Below are 23,596 nucleotides of genomic sequence, written 5' to 3'. Positions count from 1 at the left end.
AGTTTTTTCCCATTTGGTTGACGGAAAAGGCTGGCCAAGCTAGAATGCTGAGTTCTACTGATTCAGAAGAGGGTCTTTTTGACCTAGAATTTCTCTAAGTCATTGATTTTCTTGAAGAAAGCAACAAAGAAGTACTAACCGAGCTATTTTATGCCAACAATTAATCAACTCATACGTAAGCCAAGAGCAAAGCTTACCGTTAAAAGCAAGAGCCCTGCGATGCAAAACAGCCCGCAGCGTCGTGGTGTTTGTACACGTGTGTACACCACTACTCCTAAAAAACCTAACTCTGCGCTTCGTAAAGTAGCCAAAGTTCGCTTAACCAATGGTTTTGAAGTTATTTCATACATTGGCGGTGAAGGCCATAACCTCCAGGAACACTCAGTAGTGTTAATCCGCGGTGGTCGTGTGAAGGACTTGCCAGGTGTGCGTTACCACATCGTTCGCGGCTCTTTGGACTTGCAAGGCGTTAAAGATCGTAAGCAAGCCCGTTCTAAGTACGGTGCTAAGCGCGCTAAAAAAGCTGCTTAATTTTTAGTAATTAAGCAGTTGTAGTTTTTTGCGGTAAGTCATTGTTTGTCAGACTTAAAAGACAAGTAAGTGGCTGTTCCGTCTAAGAATCTTCTTAGATAGTAGGGCAGCCGGAGTGGGTGATTCATGTGAACACCCCTAACTGAACTGAAGGAGTAGTTATGCCACGTCGTCGTGAAGTTCCCAAACGGGAAATTTTGCCGGATCCAAAATTCGGTAATGTAGAAGTAGCTAAATTCATGAACGTCCTTATGTTGGACGGCAAGAAATCGGTTGCAGAGCGCATCGTTTATGGTGCCTTTGATCACATCGAGAAAAAAGCAAACAAAGAACCACTCGAAATTTTTTCAACAGCCATGGGCAACGTTAAGCCAATGGTTGAGGTTAAGAGCCGTCGTGTTGGTGGTGCCAACTATCAAGTTCCCGTTGAAGTTCGTCCATCACGTCGTTCCGCTTTGGCAATGCGCTGGTTGCGTGAAGCCGCTAAGAAGCGTGGCGAAAAATCTATGGCTCAACGTTTAGCCAACGAATTATTAGAAGCTGCTGAAGGTCGTGGCGGCGCAATGAAGAAGCGTGAAGAAGTTCACCGTATGGCAGAAGCTAACAAAGCTTTCTCACATTTCCGCTTCTAATCCAATAGTTAAGAAAAGGCACCAACAGTGGCACGTAAAACCCCTATCGACAAATACCGCAATATCGGTATTTCTGCGCACATTGACGCAGGTAAGACAACAACTACAGAACGCGTTTTGTTCTACACCGGTGTTAATCACAAGATTGGTGAAGTTCATGATGGCGCAGCTACCATGGACTGGATGGAGCAAGAGCAAGAGCGTGGTATCACGATTACTTCTGCTGCTACCACTACTTTCTGGAAGGGTATGGCAGGCAATATGCCTGAGCACCGCATCAATATTATTGATACCCCAGGACACGTAGACTTCACGATTGAAGTTGAGCGTTCAATGCGCGTGTTGGATGGTGCTTGCATGGTTTACTGTGCGGTAGGTGGTGTGCAGCCACAATCAGAAACTGTTTGGCGTCAAGCTAACAAGTATCAAGTTCCACGTTTAGCATTCGTAAACAAGATGGACCGTACTGGTGCGAACTTCTTTAAGGTTTATGACCAAATGAGAACTCGCCTCAAGGCAAACCCAATCTTGATCCAAATTCCAATCGGCGCTGAAGAAAACTTCAAAGGCGTTGTGGACTTGGTAAAAATGAAGGCTGTCTATTGGGATGAGGCTTCACAAGGTACTAAATTTACATACGAAGATATTCCTGCTGAATTGCAAGCTTCTGCTGAAGAGTGGCGCGAGAAGATGCTCGAAGCTGCTGCAGAAAGCTCAGAAGAATTGATGGAAAAGTACCTGGGCGGCGAAGGCTTGACCGAAGAAGAAATTAAAAAAGCATTGCGTCAACGCACTATTGCTAACGAAATTGTTCCAATGTTGTGTGGAACTGCGTTTAAGAACAAAGGTGTTCAGGCGATGTTGGATGCGGTGGTTGAGTTGTTGCCATCTCCTTTGGATGTGCCACCAGTTCCTTGCGAATTGGAAGACGGCACGCCTGCTGTTCGTAAGGCATCTGATGATGAGAAATTCTCAGCATTGGCATTCAAGATCATGACTGACCCATTCGTTGGCCAGCTCATCTTCTTCCGTGTTTATTCAGGTGTAATGAAATCTGGCGACACCATCTATAACCCGATTAAGGGTAAAAAAGAGCGTGTTGGTCGTTTATTGCAAATGCATGCAAACGAGCGTGAAGAAATTAAAGAAGTTTTTGCAGGTGATATTGCAGCGGCTGTTGGTCTTAAAGACGCAACTACTGGCGAAACATTGTGTGACCCAGATAGCATTGTTGTCTTGGAGCGCATGGTATTTCCAGAGCCAGTGATCTCTCAAGCAGTTGAGCCAAAGACCAAAGCTGACCAAGAAAAAATGGGTCTTGCATTGAATCGCTTGGCACAAGAAGATCCATCTTTCCGCGTGAAGACTGACGAAGAATCAGGCCAAACCATTATTTCTGGTATGGGCGAACTCCACTTGGAAATTTTGGTTGACCGCATGAAGCGTGAATTCGGTGTTGAGGCAACTGTTGGCAAGCCACAAGTTGCCTACCGTGAAACCATTCGTAAGAATTGTGACGAAGTTGAAGGTAAGTTCGTTAAGCAGTCTGGTGGTCGCGGTCAATACGGTCACGTAGTGTTGAAGCTTGAGCCACAAGCTCCAGGCAAAGGTTTTGAGTTCGTTGACGCAATTAAAGGTGGTGTGGTTCCTCGTGAATACATCCCTGCAGTTGAAAAAGGGATTATTGAAACACTGAACTCCGGTGTCTTGGCTGGTTACCCAGTTGTGGACGTTAAGGCAACATTATTCTTCGGTTCATACCATGATGTTGACTCCAATGAAAACGCATTTAAGATGGCGGGCTCAATGGCATTCAAAGATGGTATGCGTAGAGCGGCTCCAGTATTGCTAGAGCCAATGATGGCTGTTGAAGTAGAAACTCCAGAAGATTTCATGGGCAACGTAATGGGTGACCTCTCATCACGTCGCGGTATTTTGCAAGGTATGGATGACATTCCAGGCGGCGGAAAGATTGTTCGCGCTGAAGTGCCATTGGCAGAGATGTTTGGTTACTCAACAGGCTTGCGCTCGTTGACCCAAGGTCGCGCTACTTACACCATGGAATTTAAGCATTACGCAGAAGCACCTAAGAACGTAGCAGAAGCAGTTATGGCTGCTAAAGCGAAGTAATTTATTAATTTTTTGAATATTGACTAGCTAAAGAAGGCAGACAAAAATGGCAAAAGAAAAATTCGAGCGGACAAAACCGCACGTAAACGTAGGCACCATCGGTCACGTTGACCACGGTAAAACCACATTGACAGCAGCAATCGCAACCGTGCTATCTAAAGCATTTGGTGGCGAAGCAAAGGCATACGATCAGATCGATGCTGCTCCAGAAGAAAAAGCACGTGGTATTACGATTAATACAGCGCACGTTGAGTACGAGACTGCTGGTCGACACTACGCTCACGTGGATTGCCCAGGACATGCTGACTACGTTAAGAACATGATTACTGGTGCTGCTCAGATGGACGGCGCAATTTTAGTTTGCTCTGCTGCTGACGGTCCAATGCCACAAACTCGCGAACACATCCTCTTGGCTCGCCAAGTTGGTGTTCCTTACATCGTCGTTTTCTTGAACAAGTGCGACATGGTTGATGACGCTGAGTTGTTAGAGTTAGTTGAAATGGAAGTTCGTGAGCTTCTATCTAAGTACAACTTCCCAGGCGATGACACACCAATCATCCGCGGTTCTGCTAAGTTGGCTTTAGAGGGCGACGAAGGCCCATTGGGTAAAGAAGCCATCATGAAATTGGCTGAAGCCCTTGACTCATACATCCCAACTCCAGAGCGTGCTGTTGACGGCGCGTTCTTGATGCCAGTAGAAGACGTGTTCTCTATCTCCGGTCGCGGTACTGTTGTAACAGGCCGTATTGAGCGCGGCATCATCAAGGTTGGTGAAGAGATTGAAATCATCGGTATCAAACCAACACTCAAGACTACTTGTACTGGTGTTGAAATGTTCCGCAAATTGCTCGACCAAGGTCAAGCAGGCGATAACGTTGGTATCTTGTTACGCGGTACAAAACGTGAAGAAGTTGAGCGCGGCCAAGTATTGGCTAAGCCAGGTTCAATCACTCCACATACTCACTTTACAGCCGAGGTTTACATCTTGGGTAAAGATGAAGGTGGCCGTCACACTCCATTCTTTAACAACTATCGTCCACAGTTCTACTTCCGTACTACGGACGTCACTGGTTCAATCGAGTTGCCAAAAGACAAAGAAATGGTGATGCCTGGTGATAACGTCACGATTACCGTAAAACTCATCGCTCCTATCGCGATGGAAGAGGGTTTACGTTTTGCGATCCGTGAAGGTGGCCGTACTGTTGGCGCCGGCGTGGTTGCAAAGATTTTGGCTTAAGTTGTAGGTATTACTAGTAACAATATTTAGCGGTTTGCTAACCGGTGACATCAGTGCTGCTGATGTCACCGCGCTCTTTAGATGTATAACGTGGCAGCACCACAACGCTCTTTGGAATTAATATGCAAAACCAAAAAATTCGCATTCGCCTTAAAGCATTTGATTACCGTTTGATAGACCAGTCTGCAGCTGAAATCGTTGATACAGCTAAGCGTACTGGTGCGGTTGTTAAGGGTCCAGTGCCTTTGCCTACTCGTATCGAGCGCTTTGACATCTTGCGTTCACCACACGTGAACAAGACTTCTCGCGATCAGTTAGAGATTCGTACCCATCTCCGTTTGATGGATATCGTTGATCCTACAGAGAAAACTGTTGATGCGTTGATGAAATTAGACCTTCCAGCAGGTGTGGACGTCGAAATTAAGTTGCAGTAATTTGTTGTTTCCAGTCTTTTTGCTTGTCAAGACTGGCTTTTCGGGATAGAATCTAAGGCTTCGCTCAATTATTTGGGTGGATTTTTAGGCTTTATTAGCATTAAAAACGTTGTAAGTTATTGATTTAGAAGTACTTTTACTTGTAAATCACTTAAATTAATTTTGCCGACCAATCGAAGTCGGCGTGGAGCATGAATATGAGCTTAGGCTTAATCGGCCGCAAGGTCGGCATGACCCGTCTATTTACGGACGAAGGGGAAGCGATTCCTGTCACCGTAATCGACGTGAGTGACAACAGAGTCGCTCAAATCAAGACCCAGGCAACTGATGGCTATGACGCTATCCAGTTGGCACATGGCACACGTAGAGCTACTCGCGTTACCAAATCAATGGCTGGTCACTTTGCTAAGGCAGGTGTGATGGCTGGTAATGCACTCAACGAATTTCATTTAGACGCAGCAAAAATCGCAGAAATGACACCAGGACAAGTAATTCCTGCTGACACTGCATTTACTGCTGGTCAAAAAGTGGACGTACAAGGTGTGACTATCGGTAAGGGCTATGCAGGTACCATCAAGCGTTATCACTTCGCTTCTGGTCGCGCATCTCACGGTAACTCACGTTCACATAACGTACCAGGCTCAATCGGTATGGCGCAAGATCCAGGCCGTGTTTTCCCTGGTAAGCGTATGACCGGTCACTTAGGTGACGTTACACGTACAGTTCAAAATTTAGTCATCGCACGCATTGATGCAGAACGTAATCTCATCATGGTTAAAGGCGCTATTCCAGGTGCCCCAGGCGGTAAAGTTATTGTTACTCCAGCGGTTAAAACACCGTTGAAGAAGAAATAAGGAGAGCGAATATGGAACTTAAGCTTCTCCAGGACAATGGTACTTTAGGTGCAGGCGTACAAGCTTCACCAGAAGTATTCGAGCGTGAATATAACGAAGCGTTGGTACACCAAGTTGTAGTGGCTTACCAAGCAAATGCACGTAGCGGTAACCGTGCACAAAAAGACCGTGAGCAAGTTAAGCACACTACTAAGAAGCCTTGGCGTCAAAAGGGCACTGGTCGTGCACGTGCTGGTATGAGCTCTTCCCCGCTGTGGCGCGGAGGTGGTCGTATATTCCCGAATTCTCCAGAAGAGAATTTCAGCCAAAAAGTAAACAAGAAAATGTACCGCGCTGGCATGAGATCTATTTTGTCTCAGTTGGCTCGCGAAGGTCGTTTAAATGTTGTTGATCAATTCAATCTCGATGCTCCAAAGACTAAAGTTTTAGCTGAAAAAGTTAAAGCAATGGGCTTGGATTCAGTGTTGATTATTGTCGATCAAGTTAGTGAGAATTTGTACTTGGCATCACGTAACTTGCACAAAGTTGCCGTGGTTGAGCCACAGCACGCCGATCCATTAGCTTTGGTTCAATACAAAAAAGTATTGGTAAGCAAAGCTGCGATCGCAAAAATTGAGGAGTTGCTGAAATGAGCCAAGTCCGTAAAAACGATCACAACCTCATGAAGGTTCTGCTTGGTCCAGTTATCTCTGAGAAGGCCACTATGGTTGCAGAGAAAAACGAACAAGTAGTTTTCCAAGTTGCTCGCGATGCGAACAAGAGCGATGTAAAACAAGCAGTTGAATTGCTCTTCAAAGTGCAAGTTGACTCAGTTCAAATCGTGAATCAAAAAGGTAAGCCTAAGCGCTATGGCCGTTTTGAAGGTCGTCGTGACCACACTAAGAAGGCCTATGTGAATTTGAAGCCAGGTCAAGAAATTAACTTTGAAGCGGAGGCGAATTAATCATGCCTTTGATGAAGACAAAACCGACCTCACCAGGTCGTCGTTCAATGGTGAAAGTGGTCAATCCTGACCTGCATAAAGGTAAGCCTTTTGCAGCGTTGGTAGAGCCACAATTCCAAAAAGCAGGACGTAACAATAATGGTCACATCACTACCCGTCATAAGGGCGGTGGTCATAAGCATCACTATCGTGTTGTTGACTTCAAGCGTAATGACAAAGATGGCATTCCAGCAAAAGTAGAGCGCTTGGAATACGATCCAAACCGCAGCGCAAATATCGCATTGATTTTGTTTGCTGACGGTGAGCGTCGCTATATTCCAGCTGCTAAAGGCATGACTGTTGGTCAAGCCATCATGAGCGGCTCAGAGGCGCCTATCAAGTCTGGCAACAATTTGCCAATTCGCAACATTCCAGTTGGTAGCACGATTCACTGTGTAGAAATAATGCCAGGCAAAGGCGCTCAAGTGGCTCGCTCTGCCGGTGGTTCAGCAGTATTGCTAGCTCGCGAAGGCGTATACGCTCAAGTGCGTTTGCGCTCTGGTGAAGTTCGCCGTGTTCTGATTGAGTGCCGCGCCACTATTGGTGAAGTTGGTAACGAAGAGCACAGCTTGCGTCAAATTGGTAAAGCAGGTGCAAATCGCTGGCGTGGTATTCGCCCAACCGTTCGCGGTGTGGCAATGAACCCAGTAGATCACCCACACGGTGGTGGTGAAGGTAGAACTGGCGAAGGCCGTGTACCTGTATCTCCATGGGGTACACCAACCAAAGGTTATCGCACACGTCGCAATAAGCGTACAACTTCGATGATCGTTCAACGTCGTCAAAAACGTTAAGCGATAAGGATAAATAGATATGACACGTTCAGCTAAAAAAGGCCCATTCTGCGACGCCAGCTTAGTAAAAAAAGTTGAAGTTGCACAAGCCAACAAGGACAAAAAGCCGATCAAAACTTGGTCACGCCGTTCAACAATCCTCCCAGACTTCATTGGTCTGACGATTGCTGTACATAACGGTCGTCAACACGTTCCGGTATATGTATCAGAAAACATGGTGGGTCATAAGTTAGGCGAATTTGCCTTGACCCGTACTTTCAAAGGTCACGCTGCTGACAAGAAAGTAACGAAGAAGTAAGGGGATGATGATGGAAGTTAAAGCTATTCACAAGGGTGCCCGCATTTCTGCGCAAAAGACTCGTTTGGTCGCTGACCAAATTCGTGGTTTGCCAATTGCTCGCGCATTAAACATTTTGAACTTCAGCCCCAAGAAAGCTGCCTTCATTGTGAAAAAAGTTGTTGAGTCCGCAGTGGCTAACGCTGAACACAATAAAGGCGCTGATATTGATGAGCTCAAGGTTGCAGCGATCATTGTTGATAAAGGCACTTCATTGAAGCGCTTTACAGCACGTGCTAAGGGTCGTGGCAATCAAATTGAAAAACAAACTTGTCACATTAGCGTGACCTTGAGTAACTAAGGAAATATATGGGCCAAAAGATAAACCCAACCGGATTCCGACTCGCGGTAACGAAGAATTGGACATCACGTTGGTATGCAAACAATAATGACTTCGCAAAGATGCTCAAAGAGGACGTAGAAGTCCGTAGCTATCTTAAGAAGAAGTTGAAGAACGCATCTGTAAGCAAAGTTGTGATTGAGCGTCCTGCAAAGAACGCACGTATTACTATCTATAGCTCACGTCCAGGCGTTGTCATCGGTAAAAAAGGCGAAGATATTGAAGTGCTTCGTCGTGAATTACAAAAGCGCATGGGTGTTCCAGTGCACGTGAATATCGAAGAAATTCGTAAGCCTGAAGTTGATGCGCAATTGATAGCTGACTCTATTACTCAACAGTTAGAGAAGCGCATCATGTTCCGTCGCGCCATGAAACGTGCCATGCAAAATGCAATGCGTTTAGGCGCACAAGGTATCAAGATCATGTCATCTGGCCGTTTGAACGGTGCTGAAATTGCACGTCGCGAATGGTACCGTGAAGGTCGCGTTCCACTTCATACATTGAAGGCTGATATTGACTACGCTACTTCTGAAGCGGAAACAACATACGGCATCATCGGTGTAAAAGTTTGGGTATACAAAGGTGACACATTGGGTCGTGGTGCAGAAGCCCAAGTTGCTGCGCAAGCTACTGAACCAGCTGCCGAAGAAAAGAAAACTCGTCGTGCTCCAAGCAAGACAGCTGCTCGTAAACCAGCAGCTGGCACAGACAAGCCATTAGTTGCTGCTAAACCAGCAGTAAAGCGTGTGCGTAAGGTTGAGACACCTGCCGCAGATACGCAGAAGTCAGGAGAGTAAGCATGCTACAACCAAAGCGTCGCAAGTATCGTAAGGAACAAAAAGGCCGCAACACTGGCGTGGCAACACGCGGTAGTTCTGTAGCCTTTGGTGACTTTGGATTGAAGGCCGTTGGCCGTGGTCGTTTGACTGCGCGTCAAATTGAGTCAGCACGTCGTGCCATGACTCGTCACATTAAACGTGGTGGCCGTATTTGGATTCGCATTTTCCCAGATAAGCCAATTTCACAAAAACCTGCTGAAGTACGTATGGGTAACGGTAAAGGTAATCCAGAGTACTACGTAGCTGAAATTCAACCAGGTAAAGTGCTCTACGAGATGGACGGTGTTGATGAGCAATTGGCGCGCGAAGCTTTCAAGCTTGCTGCTGCTAAGTTGCCTTTACAGACCACTTTCGTGATTCGCCACTTAGGTTGATCGGGATAGAAATTATGAAAAATACAGAATTAGTTTCAAAAGATCTGAACGCTTTAAATGCAGAGTTAACCGAGTTGCTTAAGACCGGTTTCAAGCTCCGCATGCAAAAAGGCACTCAGCAACTCACAAATACCAGCCAATTGGGTAAAAATAAGCGCGACATCGCTCGTGTGAAGACTTTTATCGCCCAAAAGACTGCACAGAAATAAGGAAAAAGGGATATGACAGAATTATCTAAACCCTTGCGCCGCACCCTTGTGGGTCGCGTCGTTAGCGACAAAATGCAAAAAACTGTGACGGTGTTGGTTGAGCGTCAAGTTAAGCATCCAGTGATTGGTAAGTACGTTGGTCAATCCAAAAAGTACCATGCTCATGACGAAGCTGGTACATACAAGATGGGCGATACCGTTGAAATTGCTGAATCTAAGCCAATTTCACGTACTAAATCTTGGGTTGTGACCCGTTTGATTGAAGCTTCAAAGGGCATTTAAAGAAATTATTAGGGATTTTGGCGAAGTTTTTTCCCAAATCCCTGTTTTACGTAGTAGAATAGAAGGCTTCTCTGGTTTTATTGGAGAAGCAGTGTTTTTCATTAATTCCGGGTTTTAGCTTTCGTTAAAACCCATAGACGGAACCAAGACTGTTTGCCTTTGGCCAATAAGTTGGGGATTAGAAATGATACAAACCGAAAGTAGATTACAGGTTGCCGATAACACAGGCGCCAGTGAAGTGTTGTGCATCAAGGTATTGGGCGGCTCTAAGCGTCGTTACGCCAGTATTGGTGATGTCATCAAAGTCAGCGTTAAGTCTGCTGCTCCACGTGGCCGTGTAAAAAAAGGTGACATTTATAACGCCGTAGTAGTGAGAACTGCTAAGGGTGTTCGCCGTCCAGACGGTTCATTGATTAAGTTCGATGGCAACGCTGCGGTATTGCTTAACGCTAAGTTAGAGCCAATTGGCACACGTATCTTTGGACCAGTGACGCGCGAGTTGCGTACTGAAAAGTTCATGAAGATCGTTTCTCTCGCCCCCGAAGTTATTTAAGAGGCTGATATGAAAAAAATTCGTAAAGGTGATTCCGTAGTTCTATTGACTGGCCGCGATAAGGGCAAGCAAGGAACTGTTACAGCCGTTCTCGAGAACAAGTTAGTGATCGAAGGCGTAAACATTTATAAAAAGAGCGTTAAGCCAAATCCAGCAGCTGGTGTTACTGGCGGCATGATTGACAAGACGATGCCTGTTCACATTTCTAATGTGGCTTTGGTTGACGGTAACGGCAAACCATCACGTGTTGGTATCAAACTCGTTGACGGTAAAAAGCAGCGTTTCCTCAAAACCACTGGCGCAACTTTAAGCGCATAAGGGGCGCGGAGAAATTATGAGCACACGTTTTCAAGAACACTATCAAGCCAAAGTAGTTGCAGATTTGATCGCCAAGTTTGGTTACAAGTCTGTAATGGAAGTTCCACGTATCACTAAGGTAACCCTGAACATGGGCTTAGGCGATGCAGTGAACGACAAAAAGATTATCGAAAATGCAGTTGGCGATTTAACTAAAGTTGCAGGCCAAAAGCCAGTTGTAACTAAAGCTAAAAAAGCGATCGCAGGTTTCAAAATTCGTCAAGGTTACCCGATCGGTGCCATGGTGACATTGCGTGGTGCACGCATGTACGAATTCTTGGACCGTTTCGTTACTGTTGCATTGCCACGCGTACGTGACTTCCGCGGTATTTCTGGCAAAGCATTTGACGGCCGCGGTAACTACAACATCGGCGTTAAAGAACAGATCATTTTCCCTGAAATCGAATACGACAAAATTGATGCCCTCCGTGGTCTCAATATCAGTATTACGACAACTGCTAAAACCGACGAAGAAGCAAAAGCTTTGTTGGCAGCATTTAAATTCCCTTTCCGCAATTAAGAGGCTAACGTGGCAAAACTATCCCTGATTGAGCGCGAGAATAAGCGCGCAAAAACTGTAGAGAAGTACGCTGCCAAGCGTGCCGAACTCAAAGCGATCATTGCTGATCAATCACGCAGCGATGAAGAGCGCTATGAAGCTCGCTTGAAGCTACAGGCTCTTCCACGTAACGCAAGCCCGATTCGTCAAAGAAATCGTTGTTCATTAACCGGTCGCCCACGTGGCACATTCCGTAAGTTCGGTTTGGCTCGTAGCAAGATTCGTGAAATCGCCTTCCGTGGCGAAATCCCCGGTTTAACCAAGGCCAGCTGGTAAGCGGCGAAAGAATTAGGAGAACTCATGAGTATCAGCGATCCAATCGCCGACATGTTGACAAGGATCCGCAATGCGCAAGCAGTGCAGAAACCTTTGGTCACAATGCCGTCGTCAAAAGTTAAAGTAGCTATCGCAAAAGTTTTGCAAGATGAAGGCTATATTGAAAGTTTCGAAATCAAAGGTGAAGCAGCTAAGCCAGTGCTCCATATTGATCTCAAATACTATGCAGGCCGTCCTGTTATCGAGCGTATCGACCGTGTATCAACACCAAGTCTGCGTATCTATAAAGGCCGTCATGACATTCCAGAAGTAATGAATGGCTTGGGCATTGCAATTATTTCAACCCCTCAAGGCGTAATGACAGACCGTAAAGCACGTGCAACAGGCGTGGGCGGTGAAGTTATTTGCTACGTAGCTTAAGGAGCGAAATATGTCCCGCGTAGGTAAATCACCAATTACAGTTCCTAAGGGAGCTGAAATCAGCATCAACGGTGCAAACATTACTGTTAAAGGTCCATTGGGCACTTTGACGCACAACTTGCACCCTTCTGTTGGTTTGAAACAAGAAGATGGCGTATTGACAGTTATTTTAAATAACGACTCACCAGAAGCTGGTGCTCAGTCAGGTACTGCCCGCGCTTTAGTTAACAATATGGTTGTTGGCGTAACTACTGGCTTTGAGCGTAAGCTCAGCTTGGTAGGCGTTGGTTACCGTGCTGCTGCTCAAGGCGAAACATTAAAATTGCAGTTGGGTTTCTCACACGACATTATTTACAACCTGCCAAAGGGTGTAAAGGCTGAGACTCCATCGCAAACCGAAATCATTATTAAAGGTTCCAACAAACAGCAAGTTGGCCAGGTCGCAGCTGAAGTTCGCGCTTACCGTTCACCAGAGCCATACAAGGGCAAAGGTGTTCGCTATGTGGATGAGGTTGTGCATCTGAAAGAAACTAAGAAGAAGTAAGCGAGATTAGAAAATGAATAAAGACGAATCCAGACAAAGACGCGCTAGGCAGACTCGTATTCGCATTGCCGAAGCATTGGCAAATCGCTTAACAGTTATCCGTAGCAACTCCCATATTTCTGCTCAGGTTTATAGCCCATGCGGAACGAAGGTTGTAGCAGCTGCTTCAACTATGGAAAAAGATATGCGCCAAGTGATCAAAAACGGCGGCAACGCTGAAGCGGCAAAACAAATCGGCAAGTTAGTTGCTGAGCGTGCTGTTAAGGCAGGCGTAGTTGATGTTGCGTTTGATCGTTCCGGTCATCGTTACCACGGCCGTATTAAGGCCTTAGCTGAAGCTGCGCGTGAAGCCGGCCTGAAGTTCTAATAGGGTTTAGGAAAAAACATGGCAAAAATGCAAACTAAGATGCAAAACGAAGAGCGTGATGATGGTCTTCGCGAGAAGATGATTGCTGTTAATCGTGTAACTAAAGTAGTTAAGGGTGGTCGTATTCTCGGCTTCGCTGCACTCACTGTAGTTGGCGATGGCGACGGCCGAATCGGCATGGGTAAAGGCAAATCTAAAGAAGTTCCAGTTGCTGTTCAAAAAGCAATGGACGAAGCACGTCGCAAGATGATCAAAGTTACTTTGCGTAAAGGCACTTTGCAGCACACTGTTACTGGTCAACATGGCGCGTCACGTGTTTTGATTTCTCCAGCTAAAGACGGTACTGGAATTATTGCTGGTGGCCCAATGCGCGCGATTTTCGACGTAATGGGTGTAACTAACGTGGTTGCTAAGTCACTCGGCTCGACAAACCCATATAACTTGGTTCGTGCAACCATTGATGGTTTGAGCAAGATGAGTACTCCTGCTGAGATTGCTGCTAAGCGCGGTAAGTCAGTTGAAGAGATTCTCGGCTAAGACCAAAAGATTAGGAATCTATAAATGACAACATCTAACTCCAAAGTCAAACTGCAATTAGTACGCAGCTTGATCGGTACACGCGAAAGCCATCGTGCAACTGTACGTGGCCTAGGCCTCGGTCGGATCAATTCAGTTGCTGAATTGGAAGACACCCCAGCTGTTCGCGGCATGATTAATAAAGTTTCTTATCTAGTTAAAGTCATTGGCTAATAACTAGCAAGTAAATAGGCGAAGAATATGCAACTCAACACAATTAAACCTGCAGAAGGCTCCAAGAAAAACCGTCGTCGCGTTGGTCGCGGCATTGGTTCAGGTCTTGGTAAAACTGCTGGCCGTGGTCACAAAGGTCAAAAATCCCGTTCTGGTGGTTTCCACAAGGTTGGATTTGAAGGCGGTCAGATGCCTATGTACCGTCGTTTGCCAAAACGTGGTTTCGTGTCTTTGACACGTCGTCATGTTGGTCAAATTACATTGAACGACTTAGCAAAAATCAATTTGCCAGAAGTAGACCTATTGGTATTGAAGGCTCATGGTTTTGCTGGTGAGCAGATTAATGCAGTAAAGGTTATCAAGACTGGCGAACTAAAGATTGCTGTAACCCTTAAGGGGATCACAGCAACTGCTGGCGCTAAAGCAGCTATTGAAGCGGCTGGCGGCAAATTGGTTGAGTTGGCTTAATAGGTCTTTGAGTAGAAATGGCATTAGCACCTACCAATAACGCAAGCACCCCAGCAGCAGGTGGCAAGTTTGGCGAATTACGCCAACGCTTAGTCTTCCTGGTGTTGGCTTTGCTCGTGTTCCGTTTGGGTGCACATATTCCAGTACCTGGAATTGACCCAGACCAATTGGCACAGTTATTTTCTGGCCAAAAAGACGGCATCTTGGGAATGTTCAATCTGTTCTCAGGCGGAGCTTTATCTCGCTTCACTGTATTTGCTTTAGGGATCATGCCTTACATTTCTGCATCGATCATCATGCAGTTAATGACCATCGTTGTACCTTCTTTAGAGGCTTTGAAAAAAGAAGGGCAAGCTGGTCAACGTAAGATTACTCAGTACACACGCTACGGAACTGTGCTCTTGGCAACATTCCAAGCATTGGGTATTTCTGTTGCTTTGCAGGCTCAGCCAGGTTTAGTAATCAACCCAGGTTTGATGTTTGAGTTGAATACTGTAGTAACTTTGGTAACCGGCACGATGTTCTTGATGTGGCTTGGTGAGCAAATTACTGAGCGTGGTTTAGGCAACGGTATCTCCATTATTATTTTTGGTGGCATTGTTTCTGGCTTGCCGAATGCATTAGCAAGCTTATTAGAGTTAGTTCGCACTGGCTCAATGAATATTATTTCTGCATTGCTCATCGTTGTGATTTGCGTAGCAGTGACTTATTTTGTGGTGTTTGTAGAGCGCGGTCAGCGCCGTATCTTGGTTAACTACGCTAAGCGTCAAGTCGGCAACAAGATATACGGTGGCCAATCTTCTTACTTCCCATTGAAGTTGAATATGGCGGGTGTTATTCCTCCAATTTTTGCTTCTTCAATCATTTTGTTCCCTGCAACTATTGCTGGCTGGTTCACATCAGGCGAGCCAACCAATATGTTCAGCAGAATCATTAAAGACTTGGCAGCTACTTTGGCACCAGGACAACCTGTATACACAATTTTGTATGCGGCTGCGATCATCTTCTTCTGCTTCTTCTATACCGCATTGGTATTTAACAGCCGCGATACAGCTGAGAACCTCAAGAAGAGTGGTGCATTTGTTCCAGGTATTCGTCCAGGCGATCAAACAGCGCGTTACATCGATAAGATCTTGGTGCGTTTGACTCTGGCTGGTGCAATTTATATGGTTCTGGTTTGCTTGTTGCCAGAATTCTTGGTGTTGAAGTACAACGTGCCGTTCTATTTCGGCGGTACTTCGTTGTTGATTATTGTGGTTGTTGCAATGGATTTCATGGCTCAAGTCCAGTCATTTGTCATGCAGCAGCAATACGGCTCTTTGATGAAAAAAGCTAACTTTAAGATGGGCGCTTAACTGAATGTCTAAAGACGATGTAATTCAGATGGCGGGAGAAGTTGTAGAGAATTTGCCGAACGCGATGTTTCGCGTGAAGCTAGAAAACGGACATGTGGTTCTTGGGCACATTTCTGGAAAGATGCGGATGCACTACATCCGTATTTTGCCGGGAGATAAGGTGACGGTGGAGATGACTCCTTACGACCTAACGCGCGCCAGAATTATCTTCCGTGCGAAGTAAAGATTAAGTAGTACCTATTTTTAAGAGGTGAGTTATGAAAGTTTTAGCATCCGTTAAGTGTATTTGCAGAAATTGCAAGATCATTAAGCGCAAACGCGTTGTACGTGTTATCTGTTCATCAGATGCGCGTCATAAGCAACGTCAAGGCTAATTGGTTAATTAAGAGGAAATCTCATGGCACGTATCGCTGGGGTAAACATCCCAAATCATCAACATACTGTTATCGGTTTAACAGCAATTTTTGGTATTGGCACAACTCGTGCTCGCAAAATTTGTGAAACCACAGGTGTTGCAATCGACAAAAAAGTTAAAGACCTTACAGACGCTGACTTGGAAAAGTTGCGTGATGAAGTAGGTAAATTCATCACTGAGGGTGATCTTCGTCGTGAAGTAACTATGAGCATCAAGCGTTTGATGGACTTAGGTTGCTACCGCGGTGTTCGTCATCGTAAGGGCTTGCCTGTACGTGGTCAACGTACTAAGACTAACGCGCGTACCCGCAAGGGCCCACGTAAGTCCGGTGTGCAACTGAAGAAATAATCAAGAAAGTTTATTAACATGGCACAACAAAAATCCGCTTCCGCTGCTGCGCAGCGCGCACGTAAGAAGGTTAAAAAGAACGTTGCTGACGGTATTGCACACGTTCACGCTTCTTTTAACAACACCATTATTACGATCACTGATCGTCAGGGAAATGCGCTTTCATGGGCAACTTCTGGCGGCCAGGGTTTCAAAGGTTCACGCAAATCAACACCTTTTGCTGCTCAGGTAGCTGCAGAAGTTGCTGGCAAAACAGCCATTGAATGCGGTATTAAGAACTTGGAAGTTCAGATCAAAGGCCCAGGCCCAGGTCGTGAATCAGCAGTACGTGCATTGAACTCATTGGGCATCAAGATCACTGAGATTCAAGACGTAACTCCAGTTCCACATAATGGTTGCCGTCCTCCAAAGCGTCGTCGTATCTAAGCTTGGAAGTTGGCAGTACAACAGTTTTAGTAGTTTTTTATTAAAGCCCACTGTTCGCCTGATTTAAAAGGCGAACTCACCGCCGGTCGCAAGACTGCGGCAAAGAAAGGAAAGCATCGTGGCACGTTACTTAGGGCCTAAGGCCAAATTAGCACGTCGGGAAGGTACCGACTTATTTTTAAAGAGCGCACGTCGCGCCCTGTCAGACAAGTGCAAGTTAGATACTAAGCCTGGTCAACATGGCCGTACATCTGGCTCAAGAACATCTGATTACGGTAATCAACTGCGTGAAAAGCAAAAGGTTAAGCGTATCTATGGCGTATTAGAGCGTCAATTCCGTCGTTACTTCGCAGAAGCTGAGCGTCGTAAGGGCAACACTGGTGAAACATTGCTCCAGTTGCTTGAGTCACGTCTCGACAACGTGGTTTATCGCATGGGCTTTGGTTCAACACGCGCTGAAGCACGCCAGTTAGTTTCTCATTGCGCAATTTTGCTCAATGGCAACCCTGTAAATATTCCATCCATTCAGGTTAAGCCTGGTGATGTAGTTGCTATTCGTGAAAAAGCGAAGAAGCAAGCGCGTATTACAGAGTCTTTGAATTTGGTTGGACAAATGGCAGCTGTTACTTGGGTTTCAGTTGACGCAGCCAAGCTCGAGGGAACATTTAAGCAAGTGCCTGACCGTGAAGATATTAGCGGTGAAATTAATGAAAGTTTGATCGTCGAATTGTATTCACGCTAATTAGGCACTCTCAAGGAAAAAATATGCAAACAAATTTGCTCAAGCCAAAGATTATTTCTGTTGAAGCGCTTACCGCCAACCAAGCTAAGGTTGTTATGGAGCCGTTCGAGCGTGGCTATGGCCACACACTCGGAAATGCGTTACGTCGTGTACTTTTGTCCTCGATGGTTGGTTATGCGCCAACTGAAGTAGCTATTGCTGGTGTTGTTCATGAGTACTCCACATTGGATGGAGTTCAAGAGGACGTAGTTAACCTCTTGTTGAACCTCAAAGGTATCGTATTTAAGTTGCAGTCACGTGACGAAGTTACTATCAATTTGCGTAAAGAAGGCCCAGGCGTTGTTACTGCAAAAGATATCGATTTGCCACATGATGTAGAAATCATGAATCCTGATCATGTGATCGCTCACTTGTCTGCTGGTGGCAAGTTAGATATGCAGATCAAGGTTGAAAAAGGCCGCGGCTATGTTCCAGGTAACGTACGTCAATATAACGACGAAGCTACTAAGATCATTGGTCGTATCGTGTTGGATGCTTCATTTAGCCCGGTAAGCCGTGTTAGCTATGCCGTTGAATCTGCTCGTGTAGAGCAACGAACTGACCTCGATCGTCTAGTAATGACTATTGAAACAAACGGTGTGTTGTCTCCTGAAGAAGCAATTCGTCAAGCAGCTAGCATCTTGGTTGATCAGTTGGTTGTATTCGCAGCCCTCGAAAGCAGCGAAGTTTCTGGTGATTTAGCACCAAGCCGCTCATCAATGGTTGATCCAATGTTGATGCGTCCGGTTGATGATCTCGAGCTCACAGTTCGCTCTGCAAACTGCTTGAAGGCTGAGAACATTTACTACATCGGTGACTTGATTCAACGTACAGAGAATGAATTGTTGAAGACGCCTAATCTAGGTCGTAAATCTTTGAATGAAATCAAAGATGTATTGGCGGCTCGTGGCTTAAGTCTTGGCATGAAACTCGAAAGCTGGCCTCCAGCTAACCTCGAGAAATAATTAGAAAGGAAGCATCATGCGTCACGGAAACGGCTTACGCAAACTAAACAGAACATCATCACATCGCTTGGCGATGCTGCGCAACATGTCCAACTCACTTTTGGAGCACGAAGTCATTAAAACGACTTTGCCAAAAGCTAAAGAATTGCGCATGGTTGTTGAGCCTTTGATTACCTTGGGTAAAAAAGATAACTTAGCAAACCGTCGCTTAGCATTTAATCGCACACGTGATCGTGATATCGTTACCAAGCTCTTTACGGAACTCGGCCCACGCTACGCAACACGCCCAGGTGGCTACCTTCGTATTTTGAAGTTTGGCTTCCGTCATGGCGACAATGCACCAATGGCTTTGGTTGAGTTGGTAGATCGCCCAGAAGTTGAAGAAACAGCAGTAGTAGCTGAAGAGGCTTAAATCTCACTGTAAAAGTAAAAAGCCAGGCTTCGGTCTGGCTTTTTTCATTTACCAATTTATAAATACAGAATGTCTGAAAACGCTACAGTTAATCCCAGCAAGCTTTTGGTGGTGGTAACGAGTCTTCCTAGTCTGGAGGCCGCCAAAGGCTTAGCACGTGCCTTGGTTGAGGCACATTTGGCTGCCTGCGTCCAAATACAGCCAGGAATGACATCTATATACCGCTGGGAGGGTAAGCTTTGCGAGGAGCCAGAGGTATTGCTCTCGGCAAAAACGACGCAAGCAAAGTGGCTCGAGAATTGCGCCTTTATTCAAAAGGCACATCCTTATGACGTACCGGAAATTCTGGCATTTGAACCCGAACAATACGATCAGCAGTACGGCAAGTGGGTTGAGTCTGAGGTAAATTTGAAGTCATGAAATTACATTCTTTTTTAGCGAAAATTTTTTCGCTCTTACTTTTCATCTCAGTACAAGTATTTGCTGCGCAAGATTTTTTGCCTCCAGAAAAAGCGTTCCGAGTAGAGGCAACTTGGCTGGAAAATTCCAATCAAATTGAACTAGAACTTTTACCTGCTAAAGGCTATTACATTTACCAAGAATCTTTGAAGTTTCAAGTGGGTTCACAGGCTGGGAAGCTCGGTAATATAAGGCCTTCACTGCCACCAGGTATAGAAAAGTTTGATGAAACTTTTCAGAAAAAACTGCAGGTATATAAAGAACCGTTCTTGGTTTTTTTAGAGATCAAGTCGGTAGCTGGACAGCCCGTGCATTTGGAAGTCACTCTTCAGGGATGTGCCGAGGCTGGTATTTGCTATCCACCCATGACTCTTCAATTTTTACTTGCTGGACCTGGAGTAAAGGCAGCGCCAATTCCAGATGTATTAGGTGCTGTTCCCTCGTCTAGTGTGAAGGCGAATGACCAATTTAGTTTGGCAGATTTATGGCGTGAGCGTGATGACGTTAACGCCATTGGCCGCTTTTTAGAAAGCACTACAACTGCGTATTTATTTCTGGCCTTCTTTGTGTTGGGGCTGGCATTGGCATTTACACCCTGTGTACTTCCTATGCTGCCAATATTGTCGAGCGTTATCTTTGGAACTCAGGGTGGTAAATCCATATCCAAGGGTCGTGCAAGCGTCTTAGCGCTCGCATACGTATTGGGTATGGCATTGGTATATGCCTTGGCTGGCATACTCATGGCAGCCTTAGGGGGTAGCATACAGCGCGCCTTGCAAAGCCCCTTTGCGCTTGCTACCTTTGCCCTCCTGTTATTAGCTTTATCTGGCAGTCTATTTGGCTTGTATAACCTGCGTCTGCCCCAATCATGGCACCAGCATGTGGATAGGCTGGCAGGCCGTCAAAAGGGCGGTAGCGTATTTGGCGCCTTTGCCTTGGGGGGTATCTCCACTCTAGTAGCCAGCCCGTGTATTACAGCCCCTTTAGCTGGTGTTTTAGCATTTATTGCTCAAACCGGTTCTATGAGTTTGGGCGCAGGTTTGCTCTTTGTAATGGCGTTAGGAATGGGTCTGCCGCTGTTATTTATCGCTGTTGAAGCTCGCATTTTGATTCCGTCTACCGGAATCTGGATGGTGTGGTTGCAGCGTACTTTGGGTGTATTGCTGGTTGCTACAGCAGCTTGGATTGCATCGCCATTGCTACAAACGAATGGTGCTGAGGGAAGTGTAAAAAAAGTCAACGGTCAAAGTATTCATCAGGTCGGGGAATTGGCTTTTATGGTCATTCAGTCGCCGGCAGAACTTGATGCTCAATTAGATAAAGCCAAAGAAGAAAAGAAATTAGTACTTCTCGATTTTTATGCGGATTGGTGCATCAGCTGCAAAGAAATGGAAGTGAATACTTTTGCTAATCCAGAGGTTAGCAAGGAGCTTAAGCAGTTTGTTTTATTGCAGGCTGACGTTACTGCTAATAGCTCTGAGAACCAAGTATTACTGAAGCGCTTTGGATTATTTGGTCCGCCGGGCATTTTGATCTTTGATCAAAATTCTCAAGAGCAAAAAGATCAACGCGTGATTGGTTATATGCCACCACAGCGTTTTATTGAGCGCATAAGAAACGCATTAAAAAACTAAAGCAGCTATATGGCTAACAAGTAACTGTTTAATTAGTTAGCTGCTTTAATCAGTCGCGCTGCTTCAAGTGCAAAATAAGTCAGAACGCCGTCTGCACCAGCGCGTTTAAATCCAAGCAAAGATTCCATCATGACAGCATCATGATCTAACCAGCCATTTTGTGCCGCTGCCTTGAGCATGGCGTATTCGCCACTCACTTGGTAGGCATAAGTCGGGTAATCAAATTCTTCTCTTACGCGACGCACAATATCCAAATAAGGCATTCCTGGCTTGACCATCACCATATCGGCACCTTCGCTAATATCGAGCGCAACCTCCCGCAAGGCCTCATCCCCATTGGCGCAATCCATTTGATAGGTTTTTTTATCTGCTTTACCAAGGTTCTTTGCAGACCCTACGGCATCTCTAAATGGGCCATAAAACGCAGATGCATATTTAGCGGAATACGCCATGATGCGTGTATGAATTAATTTCTTTTGTTCAAGCGCTTCACGAATTTTCCCAATGCGGCCATCCATCATGTCTGATGGCGCAACAATATCAACACCTGCTTCAGCTTGCGCAACTGCTTGCTTTACCAGAATGGCAGTAGTCTCATCATTGAGAATACGACCCAGATCGTCGAGCACACCATCTTGACCATGGCTTGTGTATGGATCAAGCGCAACATCAGTCATGATGCCTAAATTTGGGAAACGCATTTTGAGTTCACGAACGGCAGTTGGGATAAGCCCATTTGGATTAAAGGCTTCCTTGCCATCGGGTGTCTTTAGTCCTGCATCAATCACTGGAAAGAGTGCAAGTACTGGAATACCTAAATCAACGCATTCTTGTGCAACTGGAAAAAGTAAATCTAAAGAAACACGATTCACGCCAGGCATTGAGGCAACTGCTTCAGATTTGTCCTGACCTTCTAGCAAAAACACTGGGTAAATCAAGTCATTGGCTGAAACGCTGTTCTCTTGCATGAGGCGGCGCGACCAATTATCACGACGCATGCGGCGAGGACGATGCCCTGGAAAATTAAGCAATGAATTAGCTGGTGATTTCATCTTCTTTAGTCTCTGCTTCAAATAACCACTTAATAACAATATTGTCGGCCTCTTCAAGACCAATGCGTTTGGTGCTTGAAAATAATTGTGCCGTAAGTTGTTTGGACTCACCATTGCCATCTGGCAATGCAGGGTCATATTGTTGCAATTGTTTGCGAACTGCCTCTAGCGCATGCTTGCACTCGCTTTTATTGAGTTTGTCGCATTTACTCAACAAAACGTGGATTGGCTTACCGGTTGGCACGAACCAGTCAATCATTTGCTCATCTAGTTCGGTTATGCCACGTCTAGAGTCAACAATGAGGATCATGCCCACCAACTGCTCTCGCTCTTGCAGATAGTCGCTTAGGAGGGTATTCCAGTGGTATTTGGTCTCATGATTGACGGCGGCATAGCCATACCCCGGCAAATCTACCAAATAGCCTAAAAGGTCGTCTTTTGCAAAAATCCCAAAATAGTTGATGTGTTGGGTGCGCCCAGGGGTTTTACTGGCAAAGGCAAGCCTTTTTTGGTTGCAAAGCACGTTAAGAGCACTGGATTTGCCTGCATTTGAGCGTCCGGCAAAGGCTACCTCACGCAGGGGCGTGGCAGGCAGGCAATGGGTGTCATTGACTGTGGTGGCGAAGCGGGCTTGAAAGAGTTTAGACATATCCAGAAGCTATTGTAAAATCACGCAAAATCATGAAATATCTCATGGTGTTGGGTAAAAGGTTGTAAATGCAGGGCCCAAACACTTTTAGGAATTTTTGCCAAGGTAAACATAATGCGTCAAACCTCTCAAATCTCCAAATTAACTAGCTTACGTGCTGGTTTTGCGGCTTTCTCCATTTTTGCCTTGATTGGCTTTTCTGGCACAGTTTTTGCTGCCGATGCAGCACCTGCTGCAGAAGCTAAGGCTGCCGCTCCAGCCAAGCCAAAGGTAGACGTAGCAGCTGGCGAGGCTCTTTACTCTAATGGTGATCCTTCGCGCGGTGTTACAGCTTGCTTAACTTGCCACGGACCTAAAGGTCAAAGCGCAGTTGCTACATGGCCTAAATTATCTGCCCAACATGCAGCATACACAGCTAAGCAGTTGAAGAACTTTAAAGAAGGTACTCGTGCTAATCCTGTGATGATGGGTATGGCGGCAACATTAACTGAGCAAGACATGCAAAACATTGGCGCTTATTTAGCTAAGCAGCCATTGTCACAAGGTGTTGCACAAAATAAGAACACGATTGAACTAGGTCAAAGCATTTATCGTGGTGGCATTGCGGCAAAAGGTGTTCCAGCATGTGCGGCTTGTCATAGCCCAACTGGCGCCGGTATTCCTGCTCAGTACCCACTCTTAGGCGGTCAATGGGCAGATTACACAAACGCACAATTGCTCGCATTCCGTGAAGGCGTTCGTAAAAATAGCAGCCAGATGACCACCATTGCTACTAAGCTTTCTGATCAAGAAATGAAAGCAGTTTCCGATTACATCGCTGGTTTACATTAA

38 protein-coding genes are annotated in these 23,596 nt (G+C 45.7%); 36 read left to right on the top strand and 2 right to left on the bottom strand.

Going from position 1 to position 23,596, the window contains the following annotated elements; genetic code table 11:
- Positions 1-150: 150 nt before the first annotated feature.
- The 35 genes from rpsL to dsbD all read left to right on the top strand — a co-directional run bounded on the left by rpsL (position 151) and on the right by dsbD (position 21,064).
- On the top strand, positions 151-531 hold the full coding sequence (rpsL, locus tag ICE93_RS01670; RefSeq protein WP_068320100.1) for a 30S ribosomal protein S12: 381 nt from the start codon (positions 151-153) through the stop codon (positions 529-531).
- Between the two features lie 161 nt (positions 532-692).
- Positions 693-1,163 carry a 30S ribosomal protein S7 gene (gene rpsG, locus ICE93_RS01665; protein ID WP_068320103.1) on the top strand — a complete coding sequence of 157 codons (471 nt, stop codon included), beginning with the start codon at positions 693-695 and terminating at the stop codon, positions 1,161-1,163.
- 27 nt (positions 1,164-1,190) lie between these two features.
- Positions 1,191-3,293, top strand: a complete 2,103-nt coding sequence (gene fusA, locus ICE93_RS01660) for an elongation factor G (RefSeq protein WP_216184889.1) — start codon at positions 1,191-1,193, stop codon at positions 3,291-3,293.
- A 46-nt stretch (positions 3,294-3,339) separates the two neighbouring features.
- The gene (gene tuf / locus ICE93_RS01655; RefSeq protein WP_216184887.1) at positions 3,340-4,530 is read left to right on the top strand and encodes an elongation factor Tu; all 1,191 of its coding nucleotides are present in this window, start codon (positions 3,340-3,342) and stop codon (positions 4,528-4,530) included.
- Between the two features lie 122 nt (positions 4,531-4,652).
- The gene (gene rpsJ, locus ICE93_RS01650; RefSeq protein WP_011901899.1) at positions 4,653-4,964 is read left to right on the top strand and encodes a 30S ribosomal protein S10; all 312 of its coding nucleotides are present in this window, start codon (positions 4,653-4,655) and stop codon (positions 4,962-4,964) included.
- A gap of 197 nt (positions 4,965-5,161) precedes the next feature.
- On the top strand, positions 5,162-5,818 hold the full coding sequence (rplC, locus tag ICE93_RS01645; protein ID WP_216188198.1) for a 50S ribosomal protein L3: 657 nt from the start codon (positions 5,162-5,164) through the stop codon (positions 5,816-5,818).
- An 11-nt stretch (positions 5,819-5,829) separates the two neighbouring features.
- Positions 5,830-6,450, top strand: a complete 621-nt coding sequence (rplD, locus tag ICE93_RS01640; protein WP_114639433.1) for a 50S ribosomal protein L4 — start codon at positions 5,830-5,832, stop codon at positions 6,448-6,450.
- Complete coding sequence (gene rplW, locus ICE93_RS01635; protein WP_068947693.1) at positions 6,447-6,761, top strand: 50S ribosomal protein L23; 315 nt, start codon at positions 6,447-6,449, stop codon at positions 6,759-6,761. Before rplD ends, rplW begins: the two co-directional genes overlap by 4 nt.
- 2 nt (positions 6,762-6,763) lie before the next feature.
- Positions 6,764-7,594, top strand: coding sequence for a 50S ribosomal protein L2 (rplB, locus tag ICE93_RS01630; RefSeq protein ID WP_216184885.1), 831 nt, complete (start codon positions 6,764-6,766; stop codon positions 7,592-7,594).
- Positions 7,595-7,613: 19 nt separating this feature from the next.
- Positions 7,614-7,892 (top strand): 30S ribosomal protein S19, encoded by a 279-nt coding sequence (gene rpsS / locus ICE93_RS01625; RefSeq protein ID WP_011901904.1) that lies wholly within the window; start codon positions 7,614-7,616, stop codon positions 7,890-7,892.
- Positions 7,893-7,899: 7 nt separating this feature from the next.
- On the top strand, positions 7,900-8,232 hold the full coding sequence (rplV, locus tag ICE93_RS01620) for a 50S ribosomal protein L22 (protein ID WP_197713907.1): 333 nt from the start codon (positions 7,900-7,902) through the stop codon (positions 8,230-8,232).
- Between the two features lie 8 nt (positions 8,233-8,240).
- A complete protein-coding gene (gene rpsC / locus ICE93_RS01615) occupies positions 8,241-9,068 on the top strand; it encodes a 30S ribosomal protein S3 (RefSeq protein WP_216184883.1) in 828 nt (275 codons plus the stop codon).
- Between the two features lie 2 nt (positions 9,069-9,070).
- Entirely contained in the window at positions 9,071-9,484 is a 414-nt protein-coding gene (rplP, locus tag ICE93_RS01610) for a 50S ribosomal protein L16 (RefSeq protein ID WP_011901907.1), read from the top strand.
- Positions 9,485-9,498: 14 nt separating this feature from the next.
- Complete coding sequence (gene rpmC / locus ICE93_RS01605; protein ID WP_216184881.1) at positions 9,499-9,693, top strand: 50S ribosomal protein L29; 195 nt, start codon at positions 9,499-9,501, stop codon at positions 9,691-9,693.
- Positions 9,694-9,705: 12 nt separating this feature from the next.
- Entirely contained in the window at positions 9,706-9,975 is a 270-nt protein-coding gene (rpsQ, locus tag ICE93_RS01600) for a 30S ribosomal protein S17 (protein WP_216184879.1), read from the top strand.
- Between the two features lie 184 nt (positions 9,976-10,159).
- The gene (gene rplN / locus ICE93_RS01595; RefSeq protein WP_072582069.1) at positions 10,160-10,528 is read left to right on the top strand and encodes a 50S ribosomal protein L14; all 369 of its coding nucleotides are present in this window, start codon (positions 10,160-10,162) and stop codon (positions 10,526-10,528) included.
- Between the two features lie 9 nt (positions 10,529-10,537).
- Entirely contained in the window at positions 10,538-10,846 is a 309-nt protein-coding gene (gene rplX / locus ICE93_RS01590) for a 50S ribosomal protein L24 (RefSeq protein WP_015420242.1), read from the top strand.
- A 16-nt stretch (positions 10,847-10,862) separates the two neighbouring features.
- Positions 10,863-11,405: a 50S ribosomal protein L5 gene (rplE, locus tag ICE93_RS01585; protein ID WP_046329383.1), complete on the top strand. Its 543-nt coding sequence runs from the start codon at positions 10,863-10,865 to the stop codon at positions 11,403-11,405.
- Positions 11,406-11,414: 9 nt separating this feature from the next.
- Positions 11,415-11,720 (top strand): 30S ribosomal protein S14, encoded by a 306-nt coding sequence (gene rpsN / locus ICE93_RS01580; RefSeq protein ID WP_071464445.1) that lies wholly within the window; start codon positions 11,415-11,417, stop codon positions 11,718-11,720.
- Positions 11,721-11,744: 24 nt separating this feature from the next.
- Positions 11,745-12,140 (top strand): 30S ribosomal protein S8, encoded by a 396-nt coding sequence (rpsH, locus tag ICE93_RS01575; protein WP_068947700.1) that lies wholly within the window; start codon positions 11,745-11,747, stop codon positions 12,138-12,140.
- A gap of 10 nt (positions 12,141-12,150) precedes the next feature.
- Complete coding sequence (gene rplF / locus ICE93_RS01570) at positions 12,151-12,684, top strand: 50S ribosomal protein L6 (protein ID WP_216184877.1); 534 nt, start codon at positions 12,151-12,153, stop codon at positions 12,682-12,684.
- A 13-nt stretch (positions 12,685-12,697) separates the two neighbouring features.
- Positions 12,698-13,051 (top strand): 50S ribosomal protein L18, encoded by a 354-nt coding sequence (gene rplR / locus ICE93_RS01565; protein WP_216184875.1) that lies wholly within the window; start codon positions 12,698-12,700, stop codon positions 13,049-13,051.
- 18 nt (positions 13,052-13,069) lie between these two features.
- Positions 13,070-13,588: a 30S ribosomal protein S5 gene (rpsE, locus tag ICE93_RS01560; RefSeq protein ID WP_011901917.1), complete on the top strand. Its 519-nt coding sequence runs from the start codon at positions 13,070-13,072 to the stop codon at positions 13,586-13,588.
- 24 nt (positions 13,589-13,612) lie between these two features.
- The gene (gene rpmD, locus ICE93_RS01555; RefSeq protein WP_216184872.1) at positions 13,613-13,801 is read left to right on the top strand and encodes a 50S ribosomal protein L30; all 189 of its coding nucleotides are present in this window, start codon (positions 13,613-13,615) and stop codon (positions 13,799-13,801) included.
- Positions 13,802-13,828: 27 nt separating this feature from the next.
- Positions 13,829-14,269, top strand: coding sequence for a 50S ribosomal protein L15 (rplO, locus tag ICE93_RS01550; RefSeq protein WP_068320126.1), 441 nt, complete (start codon positions 13,829-13,831; stop codon positions 14,267-14,269).
- Positions 14,270-14,286: 17 nt separating this feature from the next.
- Positions 14,287-15,624, top strand: coding sequence for a preprotein translocase subunit SecY (gene secY / locus ICE93_RS01545; RefSeq protein WP_068320128.1), 1,338 nt, complete (start codon positions 14,287-14,289; stop codon positions 15,622-15,624).
- A 4-nt stretch (positions 15,625-15,628) separates the two neighbouring features.
- Positions 15,629-15,847, top strand: a complete 219-nt coding sequence (gene infA, locus ICE93_RS01540; RefSeq protein WP_068320132.1) for a translation initiation factor IF-1 — start codon at positions 15,629-15,631, stop codon at positions 15,845-15,847.
- Between the two features lie 34 nt (positions 15,848-15,881).
- Positions 15,882-15,998 carry a 50S ribosomal protein L36 gene (gene rpmJ, locus ICE93_RS01535; RefSeq protein ID WP_012357167.1) on the top strand — a complete coding sequence of 39 codons (117 nt, stop codon included), beginning with the start codon at positions 15,882-15,884 and terminating at the stop codon, positions 15,996-15,998.
- 23 nt (positions 15,999-16,021) lie between these two features.
- Complete coding sequence (gene rpsM / locus ICE93_RS01530; RefSeq protein ID WP_215308697.1) at positions 16,022-16,387, top strand: 30S ribosomal protein S13; 366 nt, start codon at positions 16,022-16,024, stop codon at positions 16,385-16,387.
- A gap of 18 nt (positions 16,388-16,405) precedes the next feature.
- Positions 16,406-16,813 carry a 30S ribosomal protein S11 gene (rpsK, locus tag ICE93_RS01525; RefSeq protein WP_216184869.1) on the top strand — a complete coding sequence of 136 codons (408 nt, stop codon included), beginning with the start codon at positions 16,406-16,408 and terminating at the stop codon, positions 16,811-16,813.
- Positions 16,814-16,931: 118 nt separating this feature from the next.
- Entirely contained in the window at positions 16,932-17,555 is a 624-nt protein-coding gene (gene rpsD / locus ICE93_RS01520; RefSeq protein ID WP_068320135.1) for a 30S ribosomal protein S4, read from the top strand.
- A gap of 23 nt (positions 17,556-17,578) precedes the next feature.
- Entirely contained in the window at positions 17,579-18,559 is a 981-nt protein-coding gene (gene rpoA / locus ICE93_RS01515) for a DNA-directed RNA polymerase subunit alpha (RefSeq protein WP_068320137.1), read from the top strand.
- Positions 18,560-18,575: 16 nt separating this feature from the next.
- Positions 18,576-18,971, top strand: a complete 396-nt coding sequence (gene rplQ / locus ICE93_RS01510; RefSeq protein WP_114637458.1) for a 50S ribosomal protein L17 — start codon at positions 18,576-18,578, stop codon at positions 18,969-18,971.
- A 69-nt stretch (positions 18,972-19,040) separates the two neighbouring features.
- The gene (cutA, locus tag ICE93_RS01505) at positions 19,041-19,391 is read left to right on the top strand and encodes a divalent-cation tolerance protein CutA (RefSeq protein ID WP_216184866.1); all 351 of its coding nucleotides are present in this window, start codon (positions 19,041-19,043) and stop codon (positions 19,389-19,391) included.
- A complete protein-coding gene (gene dsbD / locus ICE93_RS01500; RefSeq protein ID WP_216184863.1) occupies positions 19,388-21,064 on the top strand; it encodes a protein-disulfide reductase DsbD in 1,677 nt (558 codons plus the stop codon). Before cutA ends, dsbD begins: the two co-directional genes overlap by 4 nt.
- A 32-nt stretch (positions 21,065-21,096) precedes the next feature.
- Here the strand turns inward: dsbD and hemB are convergent, their stop codons facing one another.
- Both hemB and yihA read right to left on the bottom strand, forming a co-directional pair.
- Complete coding sequence (hemB, locus tag ICE93_RS01495) at positions 21,097-22,116, bottom strand: porphobilinogen synthase (protein WP_216184860.1); 1,020 nt, start codon at positions 22,114-22,116, stop codon at positions 21,097-21,099.
- Positions 22,100-22,765 (bottom strand): ribosome biogenesis GTP-binding protein YihA/YsxC, encoded by a 666-nt coding sequence (gene yihA / locus ICE93_RS01490; protein WP_216184857.1) that lies wholly within the window; start codon positions 22,763-22,765, stop codon positions 22,100-22,102. Before yihA ends, hemB begins: the two co-directional genes overlap by 17 nt.
- A gap of 114 nt (positions 22,766-22,879) precedes the next feature.
- On the opposite strand from yihA, the gene ICE93_RS01485 reads away from it, so the two are divergent.
- The gene (locus ICE93_RS01485; protein ID WP_216184854.1) at positions 22,880-23,596 is read left to right on the top strand and encodes a cytochrome c; all 717 of its coding nucleotides are present in this window, start codon (positions 22,880-22,882) and stop codon (positions 23,594-23,596) included.

It is taken from the genome of Polynucleobacter sp. MWH-HuK1 (assembly GCF_018881815.1).
GTDB lineage: Bacteria > Pseudomonadota > Gammaproteobacteria > Burkholderiales > Burkholderiaceae > Polynucleobacter.
Note: the sequence above shows the minus strand (reverse complement) of the source record. Positions and strands in the feature narration are given on the sequence as shown.

Excerpts from the sequence above, each read along its gene's own strand:
- rpsL (WP_068320100.1), top strand. The coding sequence starts at position 151 with ATGCCAACAATTAATCAACTCATACGTAAGCCAAGAGCAAAGCTTACC.
- rpsG (WP_068320103.1), top strand. The coding sequence starts at position 693 with ATGCCACGTCGTCGTGAAGTTCCCAAACGGGAAATTTTGCCGGATCCA.
- tuf (WP_216184887.1), top strand. The coding sequence starts at position 3,340 with ATGGCAAAAGAAAAATTCGAGCGGACAAAACCGCACGTAAACGTAGGC.
- rpsJ (WP_011901899.1), top strand. The coding sequence starts at position 4,653 with ATGCAAAACCAAAAAATTCGCATTCGCCTTAAAGCATTTGATTACCGT.
- rplC (WP_216188198.1), top strand. The coding sequence starts at position 5,162 with ATGAGCTTAGGCTTAATCGGCCGCAAGGTCGGCATGACCCGTCTATTT.
- rplD (WP_114639433.1), top strand. The coding sequence starts at position 5,830 with ATGGAACTTAAGCTTCTCCAGGACAATGGTACTTTAGGTGCAGGCGTA.
- rplW (WP_068947693.1), top strand. The coding sequence starts at position 6,447 with ATGAGCCAAGTCCGTAAAAACGATCACAACCTCATGAAGGTTCTGCTT.
- rplB (WP_216184885.1), top strand. The coding sequence starts at position 6,764 with ATGCCTTTGATGAAGACAAAACCGACCTCACCAGGTCGTCGTTCAATG.
- rpsS (WP_011901904.1), top strand. The coding sequence starts at position 7,614 with ATGACACGTTCAGCTAAAAAAGGCCCATTCTGCGACGCCAGCTTAGTA.
- rplV (WP_197713907.1), top strand. The coding sequence starts at position 7,900 with ATGATGGAAGTTAAAGCTATTCACAAGGGTGCCCGCATTTCTGCGCAA.
- rpsC (WP_216184883.1), top strand. The coding sequence starts at position 8,241 with ATGGGCCAAAAGATAAACCCAACCGGATTCCGACTCGCGGTAACGAAG.
- rplP (WP_011901907.1), top strand. The coding sequence starts at position 9,071 with ATGCTACAACCAAAGCGTCGCAAGTATCGTAAGGAACAAAAAGGCCGC.
- rpmC (WP_216184881.1), top strand. The coding sequence starts at position 9,499 with ATGAAAAATACAGAATTAGTTTCAAAAGATCTGAACGCTTTAAATGCA.
- rpsQ (WP_216184879.1), top strand. The coding sequence starts at position 9,706 with ATGACAGAATTATCTAAACCCTTGCGCCGCACCCTTGTGGGTCGCGTC.
- rplN (WP_072582069.1), top strand. The coding sequence starts at position 10,160 with ATGATACAAACCGAAAGTAGATTACAGGTTGCCGATAACACAGGCGCC.
- rplX (WP_015420242.1), top strand. The coding sequence starts at position 10,538 with ATGAAAAAAATTCGTAAAGGTGATTCCGTAGTTCTATTGACTGGCCGC.
- rplE (WP_046329383.1), top strand. The coding sequence starts at position 10,863 with ATGAGCACACGTTTTCAAGAACACTATCAAGCCAAAGTAGTTGCAGAT.
- rpsH (WP_068947700.1), top strand. The coding sequence starts at position 11,745 with ATGAGTATCAGCGATCCAATCGCCGACATGTTGACAAGGATCCGCAAT.
- rplF (WP_216184877.1), top strand. The coding sequence starts at position 12,151 with ATGTCCCGCGTAGGTAAATCACCAATTACAGTTCCTAAGGGAGCTGAA.
- rplR (WP_216184875.1), top strand. The coding sequence starts at position 12,698 with ATGAATAAAGACGAATCCAGACAAAGACGCGCTAGGCAGACTCGTATT.
- rpsE (WP_011901917.1), top strand. The coding sequence starts at position 13,070 with ATGGCAAAAATGCAAACTAAGATGCAAAACGAAGAGCGTGATGATGGT.
- rpmD (WP_216184872.1), top strand. The coding sequence starts at position 13,613 with ATGACAACATCTAACTCCAAAGTCAAACTGCAATTAGTACGCAGCTTG.
- rplO (WP_068320126.1), top strand. The coding sequence starts at position 13,829 with ATGCAACTCAACACAATTAAACCTGCAGAAGGCTCCAAGAAAAACCGT.
- secY (WP_068320128.1), top strand. The coding sequence starts at position 14,287 with ATGGCATTAGCACCTACCAATAACGCAAGCACCCCAGCAGCAGGTGGC.
- infA (WP_068320132.1), top strand. The coding sequence starts at position 15,629 with ATGTCTAAAGACGATGTAATTCAGATGGCGGGAGAAGTTGTAGAGAAT.
- rpmJ (WP_012357167.1), top strand. The coding sequence starts at position 15,882 with ATGAAAGTTTTAGCATCCGTTAAGTGTATTTGCAGAAATTGCAAGATC.
- rpsM (WP_215308697.1), top strand. The coding sequence starts at position 16,022 with ATGGCACGTATCGCTGGGGTAAACATCCCAAATCATCAACATACTGTT.
- rpsK (WP_216184869.1), top strand. The coding sequence starts at position 16,406 with ATGGCACAACAAAAATCCGCTTCCGCTGCTGCGCAGCGCGCACGTAAG.
- rpoA (WP_068320137.1), top strand. The coding sequence starts at position 17,579 with ATGCAAACAAATTTGCTCAAGCCAAAGATTATTTCTGTTGAAGCGCTT.
- rplQ (WP_114637458.1), top strand. The coding sequence starts at position 18,576 with ATGCGTCACGGAAACGGCTTACGCAAACTAAACAGAACATCATCACAT.
- cutA (WP_216184866.1), top strand. The coding sequence starts at position 19,041 with ATGTCTGAAAACGCTACAGTTAATCCCAGCAAGCTTTTGGTGGTGGTA.
- dsbD (WP_216184863.1), top strand. The coding sequence starts at position 19,388 with ATGAAATTACATTCTTTTTTAGCGAAAATTTTTTCGCTCTTACTTTTC.
- hemB (WP_216184860.1), bottom strand. The coding sequence starts at position 22,116 with ATGAAATCACCAGCTAATTCATTGCTTAATTTTCCAGGGCATCGTCCT.
- yihA (WP_216184857.1), bottom strand. The coding sequence starts at position 22,765 with ATGTCTAAACTCTTTCAAGCCCGCTTCGCCACCACAGTCAATGACACC.
- ICE93_RS01485 (WP_216184854.1), top strand. The coding sequence starts at position 22,880 with ATGCGTCAAACCTCTCAAATCTCCAAATTAACTAGCTTACGTGCTGGT.